19 protein-coding genes are annotated in these 21099 nt (G+C 70.0%); 7 read left to right on the plus strand and 12 right to left on the minus strand.

Features of this window, described 5'->3' with window-relative positions:
- Positions 1-36: 36 nt before the first annotated feature.
- The 6 genes from OHO83_RS12850 to OHO83_RS12875 all read right to left on the minus strand — a co-directional run bounded on the left by OHO83_RS12850 (position 37) and on the right by OHO83_RS12875 (position 4243).
- Positions 37-1392: a nucleobase:cation symporter-2 family protein gene (locus OHO83_RS12850; protein WP_266675215.1), complete on the minus strand. Its 1356-nt coding sequence runs from the start codon at positions 1390-1392 to the stop codon at positions 37-39.
- A 196-nt stretch (positions 1393-1588) separates the two neighbouring features.
- Positions 1589-2536, minus strand: a complete 948-nt coding sequence (pucL, locus tag OHO83_RS12855) for a factor-independent urate hydroxylase (RefSeq protein ID WP_266675214.1) — start codon at positions 2534-2536, stop codon at positions 1589-1591.
- A gap of 5 nt (positions 2537-2541) precedes the next feature.
- Positions 2542-2931, minus strand: a complete 390-nt coding sequence (uraH, locus tag OHO83_RS12860) for a hydroxyisourate hydrolase (RefSeq protein WP_227298087.1) — start codon at positions 2929-2931, stop codon at positions 2542-2544.
- Positions 2931-3461: a 2-oxo-4-hydroxy-4-carboxy-5-ureidoimidazoline decarboxylase gene (gene uraD, locus OHO83_RS12865; RefSeq protein WP_330279470.1), complete on the minus strand. Its 531-nt coding sequence runs from the start codon at positions 3459-3461 to the stop codon at positions 2931-2933. The genes uraH and uraD overlap by 1 nt, the downstream gene beginning before the upstream one ends.
- Before the next feature lie 156 nt (positions 3462-3617).
- Positions 3618-3995 carry a helix-turn-helix domain-containing protein gene (locus OHO83_RS12870; RefSeq protein ID WP_266675213.1) on the minus strand — a complete coding sequence of 126 codons (378 nt, stop codon included), beginning with the start codon at positions 3993-3995 and terminating at the stop codon, positions 3618-3620.
- A complete protein-coding gene (locus tag OHO83_RS12875; RefSeq protein ID WP_266675212.1) occupies positions 3992-4243 on the minus strand; it encodes a hypothetical protein in 252 nt (83 codons plus the stop codon). The genes OHO83_RS12870 and OHO83_RS12875 overlap by 4 nt, the downstream gene beginning before the upstream one ends.
- 160 nt (positions 4244-4403) lie before the next feature.
- On the opposite strand from OHO83_RS12875, the gene OHO83_RS12880 reads away from it, so the two are divergent.
- The 3 genes from OHO83_RS12880 (at position 4404) to OHO83_RS12890 (ending at position 7857) form a co-directional block, all read left to right on the plus strand.
- Entirely contained in the window at positions 4404-5243 is an 840-nt protein-coding gene (locus OHO83_RS12880) for a TIM barrel protein (RefSeq protein WP_329433542.1), read from the plus strand.
- Positions 5244-5299: 56 nt separating this feature from the next.
- Entirely contained in the window at positions 5300-6190 is an 891-nt protein-coding gene (locus OHO83_RS12885) for a 2-hydroxy-3-oxopropionate reductase (protein ID WP_330279471.1), read from the plus strand.
- A gap of 209 nt (positions 6191-6399) precedes the next feature.
- A complete protein-coding gene (locus tag OHO83_RS12890; protein ID WP_266675209.1) occupies positions 6400-7857 on the plus strand; it encodes a catalase in 1458 nt (485 codons plus the stop codon).
- Positions 7858-8173: 316 nt separating this feature from the next.
- Here OHO83_RS12890 and OHO83_RS12895 read toward each other — a convergent pair whose 3' ends face one another.
- Positions 8174-9430, minus strand: a complete 1257-nt coding sequence (locus tag OHO83_RS12895; RefSeq protein WP_266675208.1) for a Shedu anti-phage system protein SduA domain-containing protein — start codon at positions 9428-9430, stop codon at positions 8174-8176.
- 106 nt (positions 9431-9536) lie between these two features.
- Complete coding sequence (gcl, locus tag OHO83_RS12900) at positions 9537-11324, minus strand: glyoxylate carboligase (protein ID WP_266675207.1); 1788 nt, start codon at positions 11322-11324, stop codon at positions 9537-9539.
- A 348-nt stretch (positions 11325-11672) separates the two neighbouring features.
- Here gcl and OHO83_RS12905 point away from each other — a divergent pair, with 348 nt between their 5' ends.
- On the plus strand, positions 11673-12473 hold the full coding sequence (locus OHO83_RS12905) for a hypothetical protein (RefSeq protein WP_329433547.1): 801 nt from the start codon (positions 11673-11675) through the stop codon (positions 12471-12473).
- Between the two features lie 120 nt (positions 12474-12593).
- Here the strand turns inward: OHO83_RS12905 and OHO83_RS12910 are convergent, their stop codons facing one another.
- Positions 12594-14240 carry an AMP-binding protein gene (locus tag OHO83_RS12910; RefSeq protein WP_266675205.1) on the minus strand — a complete coding sequence of 549 codons (1647 nt, stop codon included), beginning with the start codon at positions 14238-14240 and terminating at the stop codon, positions 12594-12596.
- Positions 14237-15934, minus strand: a complete 1698-nt coding sequence (locus OHO83_RS12915; protein ID WP_329433551.1) for an AMP-binding protein — start codon at positions 15932-15934, stop codon at positions 14237-14239. The genes OHO83_RS12910 and OHO83_RS12915 overlap by 4 nt, the downstream gene beginning before the upstream one ends.
- Positions 15935-16043: 109 nt before the next feature.
- Here OHO83_RS12915 and OHO83_RS12920 point away from each other — a divergent pair, with 109 nt between their 5' ends.
- The 3 genes from OHO83_RS12920 (at position 16044) to OHO83_RS12930 (ending at position 18965) form a co-directional block, all read left to right on the plus strand.
- Positions 16044-16958, plus strand: coding sequence for a helix-turn-helix transcriptional regulator (locus OHO83_RS12920; protein WP_330279472.1), 915 nt, complete (start codon positions 16044-16046; stop codon positions 16956-16958).
- Between the two features lie 92 nt (positions 16959-17050).
- Positions 17051-17695: a LysE family translocator gene (locus OHO83_RS12925; protein WP_266558479.1), complete on the plus strand. Its 645-nt coding sequence runs from the start codon at positions 17051-17053 to the stop codon at positions 17693-17695.
- A gap of 106 nt (positions 17696-17801) precedes the next feature.
- The gene (locus OHO83_RS12930; RefSeq protein WP_330279473.1) at positions 17802-18965 is read left to right on the plus strand and encodes a magnesium and cobalt transport protein CorA; all 1164 of its coding nucleotides are present in this window, start codon (positions 17802-17804) and stop codon (positions 18963-18965) included.
- Positions 18966-19346: 381 nt separating this feature from the next.
- Here the strand turns inward: OHO83_RS12930 and OHO83_RS12935 are convergent, their stop codons facing one another.
- Together OHO83_RS12935 and OHO83_RS12940 are read right to left on the minus strand one after the other, a co-directional pair.
- Positions 19347-20705 carry a diacylglycerol/lipid kinase family protein gene (locus OHO83_RS12935; RefSeq protein WP_330279474.1) on the minus strand — a complete coding sequence of 453 codons (1359 nt, stop codon included), beginning with the start codon at positions 20703-20705 and terminating at the stop codon, positions 19347-19349.
- A 198-nt stretch (positions 20706-20903) separates the two neighbouring features.
- Entirely contained in the window at positions 20904-21065 is a 162-nt protein-coding gene (locus tag OHO83_RS12940) for a hypothetical protein (protein WP_329433553.1), read from the minus strand.
- Positions 21066-21099 lie beyond the last annotated feature (34 nt).

Genomic DNA, 21099 nt, shown 5'->3' on the forward strand with positions numbered 1-21099 from the left:
CTTCATGAGTGAGTGGCGATTGGGCACGGCAGGACCCTAGGAGGATTTGAGTGCCGCGGCGGCGGTGGCGCGGCCGCGGGTGCCGAGATGGTGAAAGAACAGGTTCAGCGAAACGGCCACCAGGGCGCCCGCGCTGATGCCGGAGCCGAGGACGGTCTGTGCCCACGCCGGGAATTCGGCGTAGAAGGTGGGCGCCGCGAGCGGGATGATGCCCGCACCGAGCGAGACGGCGACCAGGATGATGTTCGAGCTGTCGTCGAGGCCGGCCTCGGACAGCGTACGGATGCCGCTGACGGCGATGGAGCCGAAGAGGACGATGCCCGCGCCGCCGAGGACCGGCATCGGCACCGTGGAGACCACCGCGCCGAGCACCGGGAAGGCGCCGAGGACCAGGAGCGCGCCTCCCGCGGCGGCGACCACGTAGCGGCTGCGCACCTTCGTCAGCGAGACGACGCCGACGTTCTGGGCGAAGGCCGAGGTGGGGAAGCCGCCGAAGACGGGGCCGAGAAGCGTGGCGAGGCCGTCGGTGCGCAGGCCGCGGGTGATGGTCCTGCCGCTGGTCTCCCGGTCGCAGATCTCGCCGATGGCGAGCATTCCGGCGCTGGACTCCGTCATCAGGACGAGCATCACCAGGCAGAGCGAGAGGATCGCGGCGGGCTGGAACTCGGGCGTGCCGAAGGCGAACGGTGTGGGCAGTGCGGCGACCGGGGCCGACCTGAGGGCGCCGAAGTCCGCCATGCCGAACGGGATCGCGGCCAGCGTGCCGACCAACAGGCCCAGAAGCAGGGCGACTTGCTTGACGAAGCCGCGGCCGAAGCGCTGGATCATCAGGATGACGACAAGCGTGAAGGCGGCGAGTCCCAGGTACTTCATGTCGCCGAAGTCGGCGGCGGTCCTGTCGCCGCCCTGGGCCCAGGCGACCGGGACCGGCATCAGGGTCACCCCGATGAGGGTGATGACGACGCCCGTGACGAGCGGCGGGAAGAAGCGCAGGAGCCTGCCGAAGAAGGGGCCGATCGCGAGACAGAAGACGCCGGCGACCATCACCGCACCGTAGATGGCGGGGAGTTGGTCACCCCGCGCGTTGGTCTCGGCGATGGCGAGCATCGGCGCGATGCCGGCCGAGGAGGCGGCGTTGACGAAGGGCAGCCGGTTGCCGACGAGCCCCTTGACGCCGAGGGTCTGCAGGAGGGTGGCCACGCCCGCGATGAGCAGGCTGGCGGCGATGAGGCGGGTCTGGCCCGCCGTGTCGAGGTGGACGGCCTGACCGATGATGAGCGGGGGCGTGACCACGCCCGCGTACATCGCGGCGATGTGCTGGAGTGCCGCGGGGACGAGCCGCGAGGGGTGGAGCTTCTGGTCAACCGGGTGGACGGTCAAGTCCTGCACCATTGACGTCTCCTGAGCTGTAGTAAACCGCTCGTCTTCCTACGGGAGGGCGGTCAGGGCTTGACCGTCATGAGACCGTACGGCCGAGTGAAGAGCCCCTTGGGGCGGAGTCACTGCTGTTCCCTCCGGTGATGTGACCGGTCGTTGCGGGAACTCGGTCCCCGGGGCCGTTGCAGAGCCCCGGGGACATCGACTGCCGTCAGAGGTTGGTCATGTCGACCGGGATGTGCGGCTCGCAGCCGTCGCGCAGGATGGTGGCCTCGATCAGGCCGTAGGGGCGGTCGGCCGCGTAGTACACGGCGCCGTCCTTGGCTTCGTTCTCCAGACCGAAGGCGGAGAGATCCTGCCGGAAGTGGTGCTTGTTGGGCGCGGAGAAGCGGATCTCGTCGATCTCGCTGCGGTTGTTGATGACCCGCGAACCCATTTGGTACAGCGTCTGCTGGAGCGAGAGCGAGTACGTCTCCACGAACGCCTGGAGGATGTGCTTCTTGGACTGCTCGTAGGACTTCTCCCACTGCGGCATGCGCTGCTCGTCGGAGGTCCAGTTGTGCCGCCACCACGTCGACAGGGACGTGGCGAGGATGCGGTCGTAGTCCTCCTGGAGCGTCGTGTACTTGTCCTTGATGTAGCCCCAGAACTCGGAGTTCGTGGAGTTCATCACGGTCAGGTCCTTGAGCCCGGACAGGACTTCGAACTTCCCTCCCCCGTCACCTTCGGCGGAGTACGTGATCTGCGCGAGGCGGGTCTCCTGGCCCTTACGGACGAAGGAGTGCTTCACCTCGTCGGCGCCGATGAACTTGGAGTTGCCGTCGGAGCCGGAGATGCGCTCCCAGGAGTACTCCTCGATGCGGATGCGCGCACGGTGGATGGACGGCTGGCTGTCCACGAAGTGCCGGGCGAGGTGGATGCCGTACTGCTCGGCCGACTCGATGCCGTATTCCTTGGCGAACGCGAAGCAGGTGTTCTTCGTCGTGTCCGTCGGAAGGCAGTTGGCGTTCGAGCCGTTGTAGTGGACGTCGTCGAGGTCGCCGGAGAGGGCGACGGAGACGTTCAGGTCCTTGATGTGGTGGGTGTCGCCGTCCCGCGTGATCTTGACGACGCGGTTCTCTGCTTTGCCGTACTGGTTCTGGCCGAGAATCGTGGGCATGTCTGCTAGCTCCCTCGGTAAACGGAGTAGCCGAACGGGTTGAGCAGCAGCGGTACGTGATAGTGCTCGCCCGGCTTGACGGCGAACGTGATCGCCACCTCCGGGAAGAACGCACCGCTGTCCCTTACGCGGGGGGCGTCCTGCTGCGCCTCGGCTTGCTTCTTTTCGAAGTACGTCTCGACGGCGAAGTCGAGGCGTACGTGGGTGGTGCCCTCCGGCAGCGCCGGCAGGTCCTTGCAGCGCCCGTCCGCGTCGGTCGCGGAGCCGCCGAGCGCCACCCACTCGGCGTCGCTGCCCGAGCGGGCGGCGAGCGAGATGGCGACGCCCTCGGCGGGGCGTCCGATGCTGGTGTCGAGAATGTGCGTCGACACCGACGCGGTGGTCGCGGTGCTCATCAGTCCTTGTCCTCTTCCACTTCTACGTCTTCTTCGGCGAGGCGGGTCAGGCGGATACGGTTGATCTTCCCCAGTTCCGTGCGCACGATCTCGCGCTCCGTACCCGTGTCGTTACCGATCCTGGCCTTCATCGCGTCGCGCATCTGCTCGCCGGTCGCCCCGGTGGCGCAGATCAGGAAGACATGACCGAACCGCTCCTGGTACGCCAGGTTCAGTTCGAGCATCTCGGCCTTGAGCTCCTCGGAGGCGCCGGCCATGCCCCGCTGCTCGCGGGACGAGGTCGGGTCGCCCGGCTTCGGGCGGCCGATCGGGGGATGCCCCGCCATCGCCTCGGCGAGATCCTCCGCTGCGAGCTCGGCCATGGCGGCGTCGCTGGCGGCGAAGAGTTCCTCCACGGTGGTGAAGGGGCGCTGGGCGAGGAGCTTGCTCCCCCACGCCGAGCTGGCACACACCTCGTGGAGCGCGGCGGCGGCCGCGTTCTCCTGAAGCGTGTTGAACCGGGAAAGCCCCGGCATCGGACGTGAAGTCACGGGAAGCCTCCGTGGCCTTGTGCTGGACGGGCTGCGGATAGCTAACGCCCTCCGAAACACCACGTCAACACTTTGTTGAAAACTCGGAGTTACAAAAACCGCCGCCCGGTATCCGGACGGCGGCTGGTTCGACACCTTGGCGTGCTAGAGGGCGGCCTACTCTCCCTTGGCCGCGTTTTCCCTGTTCAGGTAGTTGTAGACGGTGAACCTGGAGACGCCGAGCGCCCCGGCCACGGTCTCCACTCCGTGCCGCACGGAGAAGGCACCTCGTGCCTCCAGTATCCGCACGACCTCCTGTTTGGCCTTGCGGTCGAGGGCCGACAGGGGCATGCCCTGTCCGCGCTCCATGGCCACCAGGATGTGATCCAGGGAGTCGGCCAGCTGGGGCAGCCGTACGGCGATGACCTCGCGACCCTCCCAGTGCAGGACGACGTCATCCTTGCCCGCCTCCTGCGGCGGCAGCATCTCGCCCCCCATGGCGTCCACCAGCGGCTTCACCGCGCTGACGAAGGGGACGTCTCCTGTAGCGGTCACTTATCGCCCTCCCCCATCACATTGACCTGGAGCGAGACGCGGGTGGCGCCGGCCGCCAGGGCCTGGCGCAGCAGCGCGTCCACCGCGCCGAGCACGGCCTGCGCCTCCCCTTCGGCGGTGTTGCCGAAGGGTCCGACATCCACCGCGTCCAGTTCGGCCTTCTGGATGACGTCGCGGGCGACGACCGCGTGGGGCGGCGCCTCGTCGAGGTCGAAGGGCTCGGTCGTGAACTCCACTCTCAATCGCACGGGGTCAACCTACTGCCGCGCGCCGATTTTCCGGCAGCCCCTCTTGACAAGAGCGAAGCATCCCCGGCAGTCTTCCATCAAGCAGAAACGAACTTCCGCTATACGGAACTCGACACCGAGTGCCGTACGGATCTCGATACGGAAGGGAGCGCCGACCCCCATGGGATTCGCAGACCAGCGCTTCAACGTCAACCTGTCGATCCTCTTCACGGAACTCCCGCTCCTGGAGCGTCCCGCGGCCGCCGCCGCGGCGGGCTTCACCGCGGTCGAGCTGTGGTGGCCCTGGGTCGACGCCCCCACCCCCGAGCAGTCCGAGCTCGACGCCCTCAAGAAGGCGATCGAGGACGCGGGCGTACAGCTCACCGGGCTCAACTTCTACGCCGGACAGCTGCCGGGCCCCGACCGCGGCGCCCTGTCGGTTCCCGGCGAGGAGAGCGACAGGTTCCGCGCGAACATCGACATCGCGGCGGACTTCGCGCAGTCCCTCGGCTGCAAGGCGCTCAACGCGCTGTACGGCAACCGCGTCGACGGCGTGGACCCGGCCGTGCAGGACGAGCTCGCCCTGGAGAACCTGGTGCTCGCGGCCCGTGCCGCCGACCGCGTCGGCGCGATCCTCCTGATCGAGGCCCTGAACAAGCCCGAGTCGCCGCTGTGCCCGATCGTGAGCGCCCCCAAGGCGATCGAGATCGTCGACAAGGTGAACGCCGCCACGGGCCTCGGCAACGCCAAGTTCCTCATGGACCTGTACCACCTGTCCATGAACGGCGAGGACCTGGCCGCAGTGATCGAGCAGTACACCGCGAAGACCGGCCACGTGCAGATCGCCGACAACCCGGGCCGCGGCGCCCCCGGCACCGGTTCGCTGCCGCTCGAGGAACTGCTCGACCAGCTGGCGAAGACGGGCTACGAGGGCTACGTCGGCCTGGAGTACAAGCCCGGCGACAAGCCGAGCGCCGAGGCCTTCGACTGGCTGCCCACCGCGGCCCGCGCCGCGCGCTGAGCATTCCGACGCGCGCCAACTCACTTACGTACGACCGCAGTTAGAGAGGCACCCTCATGAGCAACCTTCCCAAGATCGCGTGGATCGGACTCGGCATCATGGGCTCCCCCATGTCCGAGAACCTGATCAAGGCTGGTTACTCGGTGACCGGCTTCACCCTCGAGAAGGACAAGCTGGAGCGGCTCGCGGCCGCCGGCGGCACCGCGGCCGGCTCGATCGCCGAGGCCGTCAAGGACGCCGACGTCATCGTCACGATGGTGCCCGCCTCTCCGCAGGTCGAGGCCATCGCGTACGGCGAGAACGGCATCCTCGAGAACGCGAGGTCCGGCGCGCTGATCATCGACATGTCGTCGATCACGCCGCAGACCTCGGTGGACCTCGCGAAGGCCGCCAAGGACAAGGGCATCCGCGTCATCGACGCCCCGGTCTCCGGTGGCGAGGCCGGCGCGATCGAGGCCGTCCTGTCGATCATGGTCGGCGGTGAGCAGGCCGACTTCGACGAGGCCAAGCCGCTCCTCGACGTCCTCGGCAAGACCATCGTGCTGTGCGGTCCGCACGGCTCGGGCCAGACCGTGAAGGCCGCCAATCAGCTGATCGTCGCCGTGAACATCCAGGCGTGCGCCGAGGCCGTGGTCTTCCTGGAGAAGTCCGGCGTGGACCTGACGGCCGCGCTCGACGTCCTCAACGGCGGCCTGGCCGGCTCGACCGTCCTGACCCGCAAGAAGGACAACTTCCTGAACCGGGACTTCAAGCCCGGCTTCCGGATCGACCTGCACCACAAGGACATGGGCATCGTCACCGACGCCGCCCGCAACGTGGGCGCCGCCCTGCCCGTCGGCGGCGTGGTCGCCCAGCTCGTCGCCTCCCTGCGCGCCCAGGGCGACGGCGGCCTCGACCACTCCGCGCTGCTGCGCGGCGTCGAGCGCCTCTCCGGTCAGCAGGTCTGACCCCCCCCCCGGACTTCCGGGCCGTGGCGGCGCTGACACCTGTCCTGTCGCGCCCAGGCGTCGCCACGGCCCGGAACCATGCCTTTCACTTCAACAAACTGTTGACCACAACTTCAACAAACTGTTGACGTAGCTGTTCAGAGCCTCTTACGCTCCGGTTCACCGTCAGCAGTCCCAGCAGTTCCGTACGGAAGGTCACCCTCGCCACCATGTCGAAGCGTGTGCTCACGACCGAGTCCGGCGCTCCTGTCGCCGACAACCAGAATTCCGCCACCGCCGGCGTCGGTGGCCCGCTTCTCCTCCAGGACCAGCACCTCCTCGAGAAGCTCGCTCGCTTCAACCGCGAGCGCATCCCGGAGCGTGTCGTCCACGCGCGCGGTTCCGGCGCGTACGGCTACTTCGAGGTGACGGACGACGTCACCGGCTTCACCCACGCCGACTTCCTCAACACGGTCGGCAAGCGCACCGAGACGTTCATCCGCTTCTCCACCGTCGCGGACAACCTCGGCGGCGCGGACGCGGTCCGCGACCCGCGCGGCTTCGCGCTGAAGTTCTACACCGAAGAGGGCAACTACGACCTCGTCGGCAACAACACCCCGGTGTTCTTCATCAAGGACCCGATCAAGTTCCCCGACTTCATCCACTCCCAGAAGCGCGACCCCTTCACGGGCAAGCAGGAGGCGGACAACGTCTGGGACTTCTGGGCGCACGCCCCCGAGGCCACGCACCAGATCACCTGGCTGATGGGCGACCGCGGCATCCCGGCCTCGTACCGCCACATGAACGGCTACGGCTCGCACACCTACCAGTGGACGAACGCCGAGGGCGAGGCCTTCTTCGTCAAGTACCACTTCAAGACGAACCAGGGCATCCGCTCGCTGTCCGGCGAGCAGGCCGCCGAGATCGCGGGCAAGGACCCCAACTCGCACCAGACGGACCTGCTCCAGGCCATCGAGCGCGGCGTCAACCCGTCCTGGACCCTGTACGTGCAGCTCATGCCGGTCGCCGAGGCGGACGACTACCGCTTCAACCCCTTCGACCTCACGAAGGTGTGGCCGCACAAGGACTACCCGCTGCAGCGCGTGGGCCGCCTGGTCCTCGACCGCAACCCGGACAATGTCTTCGCCGAGGTCGAGCAGGCCGCGTTCTCCCCGAACAACTTCGTGCCCGGCATCGGCCCCTCCCCGGACAAGATGCTCCAGGGCCGCCTGTTCGCCTACGCGGACGCGCACCGTTACCGCCTGGGCGTCAACCACACGCAGCTCGCGGTGAACGCGCCGAAGGCGACCGACGCCGACAACTACGGCCGCGACGGCCTGATGGCCTCGAACGCGTACGGCCGCGACCGCAAGAACTACGAGCCCAACTCGTACGACGGGCCCGCCGAGACCGGCCGCCCGCTGTCGGCCCCGCTCGCCGTCGCCGGCTACACCGGCACGCACGAGGCGCCCGCCCACACCAAGGACGACGACTTCTTCCAGGCGGGCGAGCTGTTCCGCCTGATGTCGGAGGACGAGAAGTCCCGTCTGATCGCCAACATCGCCGGCGGCCTCTCGCAGGTCTCGCGCGACGACGTGATCGAGAAGAACCTGGCTCACTTCCACGCCGCCGACGCCGAGTACGGCAAGCGCGTCGAGGAAGCGGTCCGCGCCCTGCGCGAGGACTAGCACCCGAGCCGCGTCCGGGGTCTGACGGGAGGTCAGGTCCCGGACGCGAAGCCCGCGCCACTGTGCAGACCCGGATGAGGGGTGGTCACACGGCGGTGCGGGCGGTCCGCCCCAGGCGGACAGGTACGGTCCGCGGCGGCTCTGCGAGCCAGTGCGGTGGTCAAGATCCTGGCGGCCCCTTCTCGACCTGAGGGAAAGGCAGCCGCCGGGGTTCATCTCAGACCGCCGCGGTACCGTCCACACCACAGAATCCGCCCGGCGGCACGCATGCATGTTTCGCCAGTCGCGTGCCTTCGGGCGGCACCAACGTCAACGTTCATCTGACGTCAGGCCAGAGTGCCGGTACGGACGGTCCCGTACCGGCACTCTTCTGCGTGCCGAGCGCGCGGCGCGCGTTGTCCAGGAGCTCCTTGTAGGTGAGGACCTCGACGCGGTTCACGTGCGTGTTGAACGTGCGCAGTGCCTCGCTGATCTCGGCCTCCGGCACGTCGGCCTGAAGATCAGGATGCCCGATCAGGACGATCGCACTGGCACGGCGTGTCTCGATGCAGAACTCCTCGCGGATGCGGTCACGGTTCTCGTCCAGGCCCACAAGGTAGTTGACGGCCTGTCCCACGGCGTCGTGCACCTGGGCCGTCGGCACCCACGCGTCGCGGTACCTCTTGACCAGTGATCCCTTCAGGCTCATCGCACGCTTGAGTTCCACCACGTGCAGAGCGCCGTCCCCGCGGATCAAAGGGATGTCCACCTCGTCGCCCGGCACCAGCCTGCGTTGAACGGCCTCGCCCACATAGCGTCCGCCGAAGATCCACGGCTGGCCCTGGAGAGCCCGGTGCAGGTCCTGCTCGGATGCCGCGGGGTCCTCGACGACCTTGCACAACGCCTTCAGGCCGGCGGCCCTGCGCTGCAACTCTGCCGCCTGGAGCAGCAGTTGCCCCTCGCTGTCCGCGGCGAGCAGCGCCAGCGCCTCCGGCCGCGTGACGATCTTCCGGGCCGACTCGGCGGGGTCCTCGATGTCGATGCGGCCGTCGCTCAGGATGCGCTCCAGCCAGATCGCGGTCTCGGCCCGGCCGCGGGGGATGACGTAGCGTCCGGGTCGGCTGTCGGGAGCCTCCATGAACCTGGCGTCCTCGCCCTGGATCCGGAAGTGCTCCACCAGCTCTCCCGCGGTGGCGTCGGGGCGGTCCTTCATGAACTCGCGGGCGGCAGACACCATCCAGTGGTGTGTCGCCCACAGTGTGCGCGCGAGGAAGTCACGCTTGCCCTCGTCGCGCGCCCCGTCCTGGAAGAGCCGGTAGCGCTCCTCGAAGTCCGGCCGGAGGATGCGCCCCTCCGCATAGGCGATCGAGTCGTGGAGCTGCCGTACGGCCTCCCACTCCCCCGCGCGAGCGGCTGTCTCGCGCGCCAGGACGAGCAGGCGCACGAGCGCCTTGCCGCCCCGGCGCTTACGGCCGCTCCCACCGTGCATGTACGTCTCCACGGCGGATATCGCCGTCCGCACCCCTTCGTCGGCGGCCTCTCCGCCGATCTGGCGGAGCTGCCACTCCAACGACATGTCAACTCGTATCGTCATGCGTCGCATTGTGGCGCGCGGCGCTGACAACGGCTCCGCGCAAGCCGAAGGGGCGGCCCACCCCCCATCGGGTGGACCGCCCCTGATCGGACCGGCAGGCGCCCGATCAGGCCGTCAGCGGCCGGATCGCGGTCGGCGCGTGGCCGGGCTCGGTGGCGATCTCCTCGAACTCCTTGACGGCGCTGATGTCGGCCGTCGGGCTCATCGAGATGTTCGTGATGCGCTCCAGGATCGCCTCGACGACGACCGGCACCCGGTACTGCGCGGCGAGCTTCTTGGCCTCCTCGAAGGCCGGCAGGAGCTGGTCGGGCTCGGTGACGCGGATCGCCTTGCAGCCGAGGCCCTCGGCGACCTTGACGTGATCGACGCCGTAGACGCCGAGCTCGGGGCTGTTCTGGTTCTCGAACTCCAGGTTGACCTGGAAGTTGATGTCGAGACCGATCTGCGCCTGGCGGATCAGGCCCAGGTAGGCGTTGTTGACCAGGACGTGGACGTACGGGATGCGGTGCTGCGCACCGACCGCCAGCTCCTCGATCATGAACTGGAAGTCGTAGTCGCCGGAGAGCGCGACGACCTGGGTGTCCGGGTCGGCGGTGGCGACACCGAGCGCGGCCGGGATGGTCCAGCCGAGCGGACCGGCCTGGCCGCAGTTGATCCAGTGGCGCGGCTTGTAGACGTGGAGCATCTGCGCGCCGGCGATCTGGGAGAGGCCGATGGTGGTGACGTATCGGGTGTCGGGCCCGAACGCCTTGTTCATCTCCTCGTAGACGCGCTGGGGCTTCATCGGCACGTTGTCGAAGTGCGTGCGGCGGTGCAGCGTGCCCTTGCGCTCCAGGTGGGAGGCGACCCACGCCGAGCGGTCGGGGAGCTTGCCCGCGGCCTTGAGCTCACGCGCGACCTCGACGAACAGCTCGAGCGCGGCCTTGGCGTCGGAGGCGATCCCGTAGTCCGGGGCGAAGATCTTGCCGATCTGGGTCGGCTCGATGTCGACGTGGACGAACTTGCGGCCCTCGCGGTACACGTCCAGCTTGTAGCCGGTGTGACGGTTGGCCCAGCGGTTGCCGATGCCGAGGACGAAGTCCGACTCCAGGAACGTGGCGTTGCCGTAGCGGTGGCCGGTCTGCTGGCCGACCATGCCCGCGTTCAGGTCGTGGTCGTCCGGGATGGTGCCCCAGCCCATGAGGGTCGGGACGACCGGTGTGTCGGTGATCTCGGCGAACTCGACCAGGAGGTCGGAGGCGTCCGCGTTGATGATGCCGCCGCCGGCGACGATCAGCGGGCGCTCGGACTCCAGGAGGAAGGAGATCGCCTTCTCGATCTGGGCGCGGGTCGCGGCCGGCTTGTAGACGGGCAGCGGCTCGTACGTCTCCGGGTCGAAGTCGATCTCGGTCTGCTGGACATCGATCGGCAGGTCGATGAGGACCGGGCCGGGACGGCCGGAGCGCATCAGGTGGAACGCCTGCTGGAAGACGCCGGGCACCTGGGCCGCTTCGAGGACCGTGACGGCCATCTTGGTGACGGGCTTGGCGATCGAGGCGATGTCGACGGCCTGGAAGTCCTCCTTGTGCAGGAGGTGGCTGGGCGCCTGGCCCGTGATGCACAGGATCGGGATGGAGTCACCGATGGCCGAGTAGAGGCCGGTGATCATGTCGGTGCCGGCCGGGCCCGACGTACCGATGCAGACCCCGATGTTGCCCGGGTTCGTACGGGTGTAGCCCTCGGCCATGTGTGAGGCGCCCTCGACGTGGCGGGCCAGCGTGTGGCTGATGCCGCCGACCTCCTTGAGGGACTTGTAGAAGGGGTTGATGGCGGCACCCGGCACGCCGAACGCGTTCGTGACGCCTTCGCGCTTGAGGATCTCAACTGCCGCGCTGGCAGCGGTCATACGAGCCATTGAGTTCTCCTGCTTCGGCTGTCGGATTCGCGCTCCCGTCGCGCCCCGCGGCGAGCTGTGAGTCCGTGTCGTCTTCGTACTGTCTTCAGCGTCTAATTTCCACATTGCGGAAACTAGGTTCTGCTATATGGAAGCAATGTAGGCGGCGACCCCCCGACCGTCAAGGGACGGCCTCTCGTCGACGGATCCGGAGGGATCTCGCCCGACTGCCTGCCGCGGCCGGGGAGTTTGGAGGACGATGGGCACCGAGGGTCTTTCGTCCGGCCTGATCCGAACGAAAGACCCAAGGGCGGGAAGCCATCGCGTGAGCCCGGGTGCGGAGCCCCGGGCGGATGCCGGGAGTGGGTCATGGCTCAGAACGTGCCGGTGCGGTGCCCCGCCTGCCGGCGTGAACAGGTGTATGCGCCACCGGTCTATCCGTGCTCGTGCGGCGCGCCCGTCGTGGCGCCGGTGCGGCGCGGGGCGCCCGCGGAGCCGGTCACGCACCGCACCTGGCTCGACGACTGGGTGACCGTGCGATGCGGGGCCTGCGGGCGCCGGGACCGCTGGCCGCGCCCGGAGCTCGGCTGCGCGTGCGGCACGGTGCTGCGGATCCCGGTCGAGGGCGATCCGGCGCCGAGCCATGACGCGTCGCCGGACTCCGCCGTGGCGGGCGGCGCCACCTGGCCGGGGCCCGCGCACCCGCCCACGCCGGGCGGTCCGGATCCGGCCGGCACGACGCGACCCGGGCCCGCCCACATTCCGCTGCCGCCCACGGCTCCCGCCCCGCGCCCCGCGTTCCAGCCGGTGGCCATCCGCACGGCGCGCGACGCCGTGACCGCCGTCGCCCTCTATCTGCGCTGGCTCGGCTACCGGGACGTGCGCCGCGCCGACCAGCGCCCCTCGTCCGGCATAGGCCTCGCGGCCCGCGGCGTCGTCGCCCAGGTCGAGCCGTCGGTGCGGCCCGCCACTCTGCGGGACGTGGAGTGCCTGTGGCTGACCGGCATGACGGAGTCGGCGGTGTGCGTCTACTTCTCCCTCGCGGGCTACGACGAGGACGCGCGCACCCGCGCCGACGAACTCGATGTCCCGCTCTTCGTCCTCGACCTGGCGGGCGTGCCCCAGCCGGTCAACAATCCGGCGGACGAACTGATAGCTGCCGGGGCGTAGGCCCTGCCGGGTTCTTCCGTCTCAGGGACAGGTAGGGGGGCGGGCACGACGACAGGCACGGGGCGGGGCCCCACCTGGGCCGATCGCGCCCGGGTGAGGCCCCGCAGACATCCGTATGTCTCAGCCGGCGTCGCCCCCGTACCCCTCCCGCAGTTCGATCTTGCGGACCTTGCCGCTCACCGTCATCGGGAACGCGTCCAGGATGCGCAGCCGGGTCGGCGTCTTGTAGTGGGCCAGCCGGTCGTGGCAGTACGCGCGCAGTTCCCCCAGGGTGAGCGTGTCCTCGGGGGCGCGGAGGATGACACAGGCCATGACCTCCTCGCCGTACCGCTCGTCCGGCACGCCCACGACCTGGACGTCCGCGATCTTCGGGTGCGCGTAGAGGAACTCCTCGATCTCTCGCGGGTAGACGTTCTCGCCGCCCCTGATGATCATGTCCTTGATGCGGCCGACGATCTGGACATAGCCGTCCTCGCGCAGAACCGCCAGGTCACCGGTGTGCATCCACCGTCCCGGGTCGATGACCTCGGCCGTCTTCTCCGGCTCCTCCCAGTAGCCGAGCATCACGCTGTAGCCGCGCGTGCACAGCTCCCCCGGCTCGCCGCGCGGCAGCGTCACGCCGCTGACCGGGTCGACGACCTTGACCTCGATGTGCGGAAGGACGCGGCCGACCGTGCCGGTGCGGCGCTCCAGGTCGTCGTCGCGGCGCGTCTGCGTGGAGACGGGCGACGTCTCCGTCATGCCGTAGCAGATGGACACCTCCGCCATGTGCATCTCGGCGACGACCCGCTTCATGACCTCGACGGGGCACGGCGAACCCGCCATGATGCCGGTCCGCAGCGACGACAGGTCGTACGTCGCGAAGTCGGCGAGGTTCAGCTCGGCGATGAACATGGTCGGGACGCCGTACAGCGACGTGCACCGTTCGCGCTCGACCGCGTGGAGCGTGGCGACGGGGTCGAAGGACGGGGCGGGAATGACGATGCAGGCGCCGTGCGACGTGGCGCCGAGGTTTCCCATCACCATGCCGAAGCAGTGGTAGAAGGGCACGGGCAGACAGACCCGGTCCTGCTCGGTGTAGCCGACCGTCTCGCCCACCCAGAAGCCGTTGTTCAGGATGTTGTGGTGGGAGAGCGTGGCGCCCTTCGGGAAGCCGGTCGTGCCCGAGGTGTACTGGATGTTGACCGGGTCGTCACAACTCAACTCCGCTTGCCTGGCGTCGAGTTGCTCCACCGTCACCGCTGCCGCGCCCGCCGTCAGGGCGTCCCAGCCGTCGTCGCCGATGAAGACCGCCTCGCGCAGCTCGGGGCACCGTTCCCGCACCTGCCGGACGAGGGCCCGGTAGTCGCTGCCCTTGTGTTCGGTCGAGGCGACGAGGAGGGAGACGCCGGCCTGCTTGAGCACGAACTCCAACTCGTGCGCGCGGTAGGCGGGGTTGATGTTCACCATGACCGCACCGATGCGCGCGGTCGCGTACTGCACAAGGACCCATTCGGGGCAGTTGACCGCCCAGATCCCGACCCGGTCCCCCTTGAGCACGCCCCTGGCGAGCAGTCCGCGCGCCAACTCGTCGACGTCCGCGCCGAATTGGGCGTAGGTCCAGCGCCGTCCGGACGGCACGTCGACCAGTGCGTCACGGTCGGGGTGGGCGGCCACGGCCCGGTCGAGATTGCGGCCGATCGTGTCGCCGAGGAGCGGCGCCGAGTCCGTCCCGTGCGCGTACGAGAGCGGCGGGGACTGGATCGTCGTGAGGGATTCGCGTGTCATCGGAAGTCCTCCTCGCGGTACTCGGCCGTGGAACCCTGCGCCGTGCGCTCGCGCAGCTCGATCCGCCGGATCTTGCCGGAGACCGTCTTCGGCAGCTCCGCGAACTCCACACGCCGGACGCGCTTGTACGGCGCGAGGACGTCCCGCGAGTGCTCGAACAGCAGCTTCGCCGTGTCGGGCCCGGGCTCGTACCCCTCGGCAAGGACGACGTACGCCTTGGGGACGGCCAGCCGCAGCTCGTCGGGGGCGGGCACGACCGCCGCCTCGGCGACCGCCTCGTGCTCCAGGAGCGCGCTCTCCAGCTCGAACGGGCTGATCTTGTAGTCGGACGCCTTGAACACGTCGTCCGAGCGGCCGACGTACGTGAGATACCCGTCGGCGTCACGCGAGCCGATGTCGCCGGTGCGGTAGTAACCGCCCGCCATCGCCTCGGCCGTGCGCTCGGGGTCTCCGTGATAGCCGACCATGAGGCCGACGGGGCACTCGGACAGGTCGAGGCTGATTTCGCCCTCCTGCGCGCCGGGTTCGCCGGTGACCGGGTCCAGCAGCTCCACCCTGTAGCCGGGGCTGGGGCGCCCCATGGATCCGGTCTTCAGCTCCTGACCGGGGCTGTTGGAGACCTGTACGGCCGTCTCCGTCTGCCCGAACCCGTCCCGGATGGTGATACCCCAGGCGCGCCGCACCTGCTCGATGACCTCGGGGTTCAGCGGCTCCCCCGCGGCGACGACCGCGCGCGGCGGCGTCGCGAGCTGTGTCAGGTCGGCCTGGATCAGCATGCGCCACACGGTGGGCGGGGCGCAGAACGACGTGACGCCCGCGCGCTCCATGACCTCCATGAGCCGGCCCGCGTCGAAGCGCGTGTAGTTGTAGAGGAAGACGGTCGCCTCCGCGTTCCACGGCGCGAAGAAGTTCGACCAGGCGTGCTTGGCCCAGCCCGGCGACGAGATGTTCAGATGGACGTCGCCGGGACGCAGACCGATCCAGAACATGGTCGCCAAGTGCCCCACGGGATACGACACATGAGTGTGCTCGACGAGCTTGGGCCGGGCGGTCGTGCCGGAGGTGAAGTACAGGAGGAGCGGGTCCTTCGCGAGGGTGACGCCGTCGGGCTCGAACGTCTCGGGGGCGTCATCGGCGTCCTCGTAGGAGAGCCAGCCGTTCGTGGCGCCCGCGCCGACCACGGTTCGGGTGAAGTCGCCGGGGACCTCGGTGAACTTCTCGACGTCCTCGGGCCGCACGATGACGTGCCGGGCCCGGCCGCGGTCGACGCGGTCGCGCAGGTCGGCGGGGCCGAGCAGCGGCGTCGCGGGGATGACGACGGCCCGCAGCTTCATCGCGGCGAGCATGATCTCCCACAGCTCCACCTGGTTGCCGAGCATCAGGAGGACCCGGTCGCCCGCGCGAACACCCTGGCCGCGCAGCCAGTTCGCGACGCGGTTCGAGCGGCGGCGCAGCTCGTCGAAGGTGAAGCGGCCCTCGCGGCCGTCCTCCTCGACGATGTGCAGGGCCGTCTTCCCGTTGCCGTCGGCGATGGCGTCGAACCAGTCGAGGGCCCAGTTGAACCGCTCGGGGCGCGGCCAGGCGAAGCCCTCGTACGCGGTGGTGTAGTCGTCCGCGTTGCGCAGCAGGAAGTCCCTCGCCGTGCGGAACTGCTCGGTCGGGCTCGGATCCGTACCGCTGGTCGCCGTCGTCATGTGTCCTCCTCATTGCGGACCGTGCATGCCATCGTGTAATCCGTGACGCAGATCTCACCACCCCCGGACGGGGGTGGTGGACGACCCGCTCTCTGGAGGGACACGGCGAGTGAGCGCAGACGGGGCCGACGCGGTGGAGATGCGTGCCGCTCTGGTGCGGCTGCGGCGGGGCACCGGACTGCCCGTCGCGTTCGGCGGACTCATGGCGGGCGGCGCCGGCTCGGTGCGCATCGGTGAGCTGAGCGGCGCGGTGACGGGCGCGCTCCGCGGTCTCGCCATCGCGACGGGCAACGGCCTGGGCGGCAAGGCGCTCGCCCTGTCCCGGCCGTGCGCCGTCACGGACTACCCGGTGTCGCGGCACATCAGCCATGAGTACGACGCGGCGGTCGCGGCCGAGGGCCTGCTCTCGGTCCTCGCGGTCCCCGTCGTCGTACGCCGCCGGGTCCGGGGCGTCCTCTACGGCGCCCTGCGCACCGCCCAACCACTGGGCGACCGCACGCTGGGCGAGGCGGTCGCCGCCGCGCGCGACGTGGAACAGGCACTGGTGGTACGGGACGAGGCGCGCGCGCTGCTGGCGGCGGTGGCGGGAGCGGGAGCCGCCGGCCCGGTGGCCGGCGGGATGGCCGGGGCGGTGGCCGGTGCGGGTGGTCCGGCGGCCGGTTCGGGGGCCGTTGCGGCGGTCGGCTCGGCGGCGTGGGAGGAGGTGCGGGAGGCGCACGGTGCGCTGCGGGCGCTCGCGCCTCGCGTCGTGGATCCGGCACTGCGCGAGGAACTCCTCGCGGTGTGCGGGCGGCTCGCCTCGGCGACGGCTCCGCCACGGGTACGCGACGTGGGCCTCACCCCACGCGAGGTGGACGTCCTCGCGTGCGTGGCCACGGGCGCGACGAACGCGGTCACGGCCGAGCGGCTCGGCCTGCGGTCCGAGACGGTCAAGGGCTATCTGCGGTCGGCGATGCGGAAACTGGGCGCGCACACGCGCCTGGAGGCCGTGGTGGCGGCGCGGAGGGCAGGGCTGCTGCCTTAGCCGCTCCTCGAGGGCAAGGCCCTCGGTGACCGGGAGCACCGCCTCAGGCGCTCCATGGACGCGAAAGGGGGGAGCGGGACATGCTGGGCGCCATGGTGTCCACAGACCGGTATCTCGCCTTCGCGGCGATGTCGCTCCTCGTGATCGTGATCCCTGGGCCGAGCGTGCTGTTCGTGATCGGGCGCGCGCTCGCGCACGGCCGGCGGACGGCGGTCGCGACGGCGCTCGGCAATGTCATCGGCTCGTACGTGCTCGTGGTGGCCGTGGCACTCGGGATCGGTTCCCTGGTGGAGCGCTCGGCCGGGGTGTTCATGGCCGTGAAGCTGGCGGGAGCCGCGTATCTGGTCCTCCTCGGCGTGCAGGCTTTCCGGCACCGCAAAGAGATGCGGGCCGAGGACATCCGGGGGCCGCAGGGCCCGCCGCGCGGAGATCTGCGAACGGTGGCGGACGGCGCGCTCGTCGGGGTCACCAACCCCAAGGGCATCGTCTTCTTCGCGGCGGTCCTGCCGCAGTTCGTGGACCACTCGGCCGGTCAAGTGCCGGCACAGATGCTCCTGTTGGGACTGATGCCTATCTCGATCGGCCTGGTCACGGACACGCTGTGGGGCCTGACGGCGTCCGCCGCGCGTACGTGGTTCGCCCGGTCCGACCGGCGCCTGTCACTGATCGGCGGCACGGGAGGCTTCGCGATGATCGGCCTGGGCGTGACGGTCGCGGCGACGGGCCGCGCCGACTGATCCCCGGCGGACGGCTTCCGACGATCACCCCGCGCCGGCCGCATTTGGGCCATATATCCTGCGCAGTGGCCGAAGTGACAGCCGTTTCGACACGCAAGGCGGAGACATGGCAGAGCGGCGGGCCCGCCCCGGAGTGGAACCGAAGAAGTACATGTGGCGCCGCACCACCGGACAGCCACCGGTGAACCGGCCCAGGCTCGACACCACTCCGCCCCCGCCCGCCGCACCCACGAGCCCCGGGCCGGAGACGGCCAGCGTGGTGCAGGCGGCGCTGTACCGGGACGGGGTACGGGTGTCGTCGCCCGCGACGCTCGCCGAGACGTTCCGCGAGCTGCGCGAGCAGCCGGACGGCATGGCGTGGATCGGCCTGGCCCGCCCGACCGAGTCCGAGCTCCTCTCCCTGGCGGCCGAGTTCGACCTGCATCCGCTCGCGGTCGAGGACGCTCTGGAGGCACATCAGCGGCCGAAGCTGGAGCGGTACGGGGACACGCTGTTCGTCGTCCTGCGCGCCGCCCGCTACCTGGACGCGCCGGAGGAGGTCGAGTTCGGGGAGCTGCACGTGTTCGTCGGCGCGGACTTCGTCATCACGGTCCGCCACGGCGCGGCCCCCGACCTGTCCGGTGTGCGCCGCCGCATGGAGGACTCCCCCGAGCTGCTGAAACTCGGCCCCGAGGCGGTGCTCTACGCGATCCTCGACGCGGTCGTGGACGGCTACGCCCCGGTCGTCGCCGGCGTCCAGACGGACATCGACGAGATCGAGACGGAGGTGTTCAGCGGTGCGCCCGAGGTGTCCCGGCGCATCTACGAACTCTCGCGCGAGATGGTCGAGTTCCAGCGCGCGACCCGCCCCCTGGTGGGCATGCTGCACGGCTTGATGGCGGGCTTCGCCAAGTACGGCACGGACGAGGAACTCCAGCGCTACCTGCGGGACGTGGCCGACCACGTCACGCACACCAGCGAACGGGTCGACGGCTTCCGCCAGGCCCTCGCGGACATCCTGACGGTGAACGCGACGCAGGTGACCCAGCAGCAGAACGCGGAGATGCGGGCACTGGCGGAGGCGGGCTTCGAGCAGAACGAGGAGATCAAGAAGATCTCGTCCTGGGCGGCCATCCTCTTCGCCCCGACCCTGGTCGGCACGATCTACGGCATGAACTTCGACCACATGCCGGAGCTGGGCTGGGGGTTCGGCTACCCGTTCGCGATCCTTCTGATGGCGGTGGTGTGTGTGAGCCTGTACTTCATCTTCAAGCGGCGGGACTGGCTGTGACGACGAGCGGACCGGCGAGAGCCGCTGCGCCGTCCGCACGCCTCAGATGCTGTCCGGGGCGGCGACGAGGCCGACCGGCATGCCCAGTTGCGCACATGTCGGCCTCCTGAGACCTGCGTCCAGCTGCGGTCGAGGCCGAGGAGAAGCGCTGCCGCGCCCGTCGCGACGAACGTGCTCAGCGTCGACCGGCGGCGTTCCGAGAGCCACTCATTCCGACGGCGTTGAGTGGGTGCTGATTCATGCACGAGCTCCTCGGGAACGTCGGCCGCCGGCCAGGTCGAAGGGCGAAACTACGGCACCGCGCGCGTCCGCCGGCGATGCGCGCGGAGGGTGTCGCCCCGCGCCGGCGGCGCCCCGTTCACGGCCGCCTTTCGTCGTTCGTCAGGCGGGGATCTGCTCGTCGTCGGTCCGTTCGGTGCGCCCGAGCGCGAGATCGATGATCAGTCGCCAGTTCATGGCCGGCGCAGGCGCGACGGTGCCCGGACGGTCGCGCGGCACCAGGACCCGCAGCGCGCCCGGGCGCAGCGTGCACACGACCGGGGTGGGCATCTGCAGCGCCTCGCCGTCGACCGCGACGGGGATCTCGTCCGTGCCGCCGGTCACCTCGACCCGATGTGCGGTCATGACGGTCAGCCCCGTGGACTGCGTGCCCCGCACCGCCAGATCGGCGGCCTGCGCCGCGTCCTCCACCCGGATCCCGAGCACCCCCAGCTCGCCGTCGTCGAGCCTGGGCCGACGGCCGCCGGCGCTGATCTCGTCGGGTGAGACGTACGGATTGTTGCTGACCAGCAGGGCCTGCTGGTCGGAGAGCACGGTGCCGTCGACCTGTGCGTCGAGCCGTCGCACCCCTTCGCCGAGCAGCAGGTCCGGCATGAGGGACAGCACCGTGCCCGCCTTGTCGTCGCGGTACTCGGGCCGTTGCACGACGTCGGCGTACACCCCGAAGGACACGGTGTTGACGAAGGCCCGGCCGCCGACGTCGCCGAGGTCGACCCGGAGCTCCTCGCCGTCGGTCAGCGCGCCGAGGCAGCGAGAGGGGTCGGAGCGGTCGAGGCCCAGGTCCATGGCGAAGTGGTTACGGGTGCCCGCCGAGACGACGAGGAACGGCAGGTCGTGCTCGGCGGCGACCGCCGCGACCAGGGCCTGGGTGCCATCGCCGCCCGCGACGCCGAGCAGGTCCGCGCCCTCCGCCACGGCCCGCCGGGCCAGCGCGGCGACGTCGGCCGGGGCGGACGGGTCGAGCAGGATCACCCGCGCGCCGAGTTCCTCCGCGCGCTCGACCAGCCCGAAGCGGCCGACCTTCCCGCCCCCGGACTTCGGATTCATGATCAGGACCGGACGGTTCGGCGGGGGCACGGCGATCGCCCGCCACGGGCGTTCCGGCCGCGACCTGCGCAGCGCCGCCCGGCCGGAGGCCGCCGCCGCGGCCCAGCACAGGCACAGGCCCAGAGCCGTCAGCCACACACCGTAGTGCGCGAAGACCATCAGGACGGCGACGGGTGCCACGACCGCGAGGAGCGCCCCGAGCAGCCGCACCGCGCCGCGGTGCGCCACGAACCACCAGACGCCCGCGGCGCAGGCGACCAGCCCGAGGAGCCCGGCTCCGACGATGACGAGCCCGCCCTCCCCCAGGGCGAGCGCGAGCACGGCCACCGAAGCCATCGCCGCGAGCACGGCCAGACGCGCCAACAGGCGCGCGGCCCCACTGTCTTCGGGGCCCTTCGCACGCTTCGTGCCCATGTCGTCCTCTCCGTGCCGTTGCCGACCGCGAGCCCGGTCCGGGCAACCTGCCTGCGCACTCCCGTACCGAACAGCATCCCAGCGGGCCGTGAGGCGGCCCCGCACACCGCGCTGAGACGAACAAGAACGAATCGAAGCACCCCAGACCGTGCACGACCGGAGGCGACCCGCGCACTGGATCGTCCACGACGGAGATGATCAGGGCAACTGCCCCGTCCGGCCGTCGGGCGGACGTTCGCTGCGGCCCGGGGCGATCAGGCCCCGGGCGGCGACCTCGGCGAACAGGGCCTGGGCCATCCGCTGACCCTCCACGAGGCCCAGGGCGCGCAGCCGTTCGTCCATCCGGTCGGGTGCTGCCATGGTGCCGTTCCTCTTCCGTTTCACCCGAACCCCG

The sequence above is a fragment of the Streptomyces sp. NBC_00569 genome, assembly GCF_036345255.1.
GTDB lineage: Bacteria > Actinomycetota > Actinomycetes > Streptomycetales > Streptomycetaceae > Streptomyces.

Bases quoted from the DNA above. Each gene is read 5' to 3' on its own strand.
- OHO83_RS12895 (WP_266675208.1), bottom strand. From the start codon at position 9,430: ATGACGATACGAGTTGACATGTCGTTGGAGTGGCAGCTCCGCCAGATC.
- OHO83_RS12935 (WP_330279474.1), bottom strand. From the start codon at position 20,705: ATGGGCACGAAGCGTGCGAAGGGCCCCGAAGACAGTGGGGCCGCGCGC.
- OHO83_RS12850 (WP_266675215.1), bottom strand. From the start codon at position 1,392: ATGGTGCAGGACTTGACCGTCCACCCGGTTGACCAGAAGCTCCACCCC.
- OHO83_RS12880 (WP_329433542.1), top strand. From the start codon at position 4,404: ATGGGATTCGCAGACCAGCGCTTCAACGTCAACCTGTCGATCCTCTTC.
- uraH (WP_227298087.1), bottom strand. From the start codon at position 2,931: ATGAGCACCGCGACCACCGCGTCGGTGTCGACGCACATTCTCGACACC.
- OHO83_RS12925 (WP_266558479.1), top strand. From the start codon at position 17,051: ATGGTGTCCACAGACCGGTATCTCGCCTTCGCGGCGATGTCGCTCCTC.
- OHO83_RS12940 (WP_329433553.1), bottom strand. From the start codon at position 21,065: ATGGCAGCACCCGACCGGATGGACGAACGGCTGCGCGCCCTGGGCCTC.
- OHO83_RS12885 (WP_330279471.1), top strand. From the start codon at position 5,300: ATGAGCAACCTTCCCAAGATCGCGTGGATCGGACTCGGCATCATGGGC.
- OHO83_RS12915 (WP_329433551.1), bottom strand. From the start codon at position 15,934: ATGACGACGGCGACCAGCGGTACGGATCCGAGCCCGACCGAGCAGTTC.
- OHO83_RS12910 (WP_266675205.1), bottom strand. From the start codon at position 14,240: ATGACACGCGAATCCCTCACGACGATCCAGTCCCCGCCGCTCTCGTAC.
- gcl (WP_266675207.1), bottom strand. From the start codon at position 11,324: ATGGCTCGTATGACCGCTGCCAGCGCGGCAGTTGAGATCCTCAAGCGC.
- OHO83_RS12930 (WP_330279473.1), top strand. From the start codon at position 17,802: ATGGCAGAGCGGCGGGCCCGCCCCGGAGTGGAACCGAAGAAGTACATG.
- OHO83_RS12905 (WP_329433547.1), top strand. From the start codon at position 11,673: ATGGCTCAGAACGTGCCGGTGCGGTGCCCCGCCTGCCGGCGTGAACAG.
- OHO83_RS12890 (WP_266675209.1), top strand. From the start codon at position 6,400: ATGTCGAAGCGTGTGCTCACGACCGAGTCCGGCGCTCCTGTCGCCGAC.
- pucL (WP_266675214.1), bottom strand. From the start codon at position 2,536: ATGCCCACGATTCTCGGCCAGAACCAGTACGGCAAAGCAGAGAACCGC.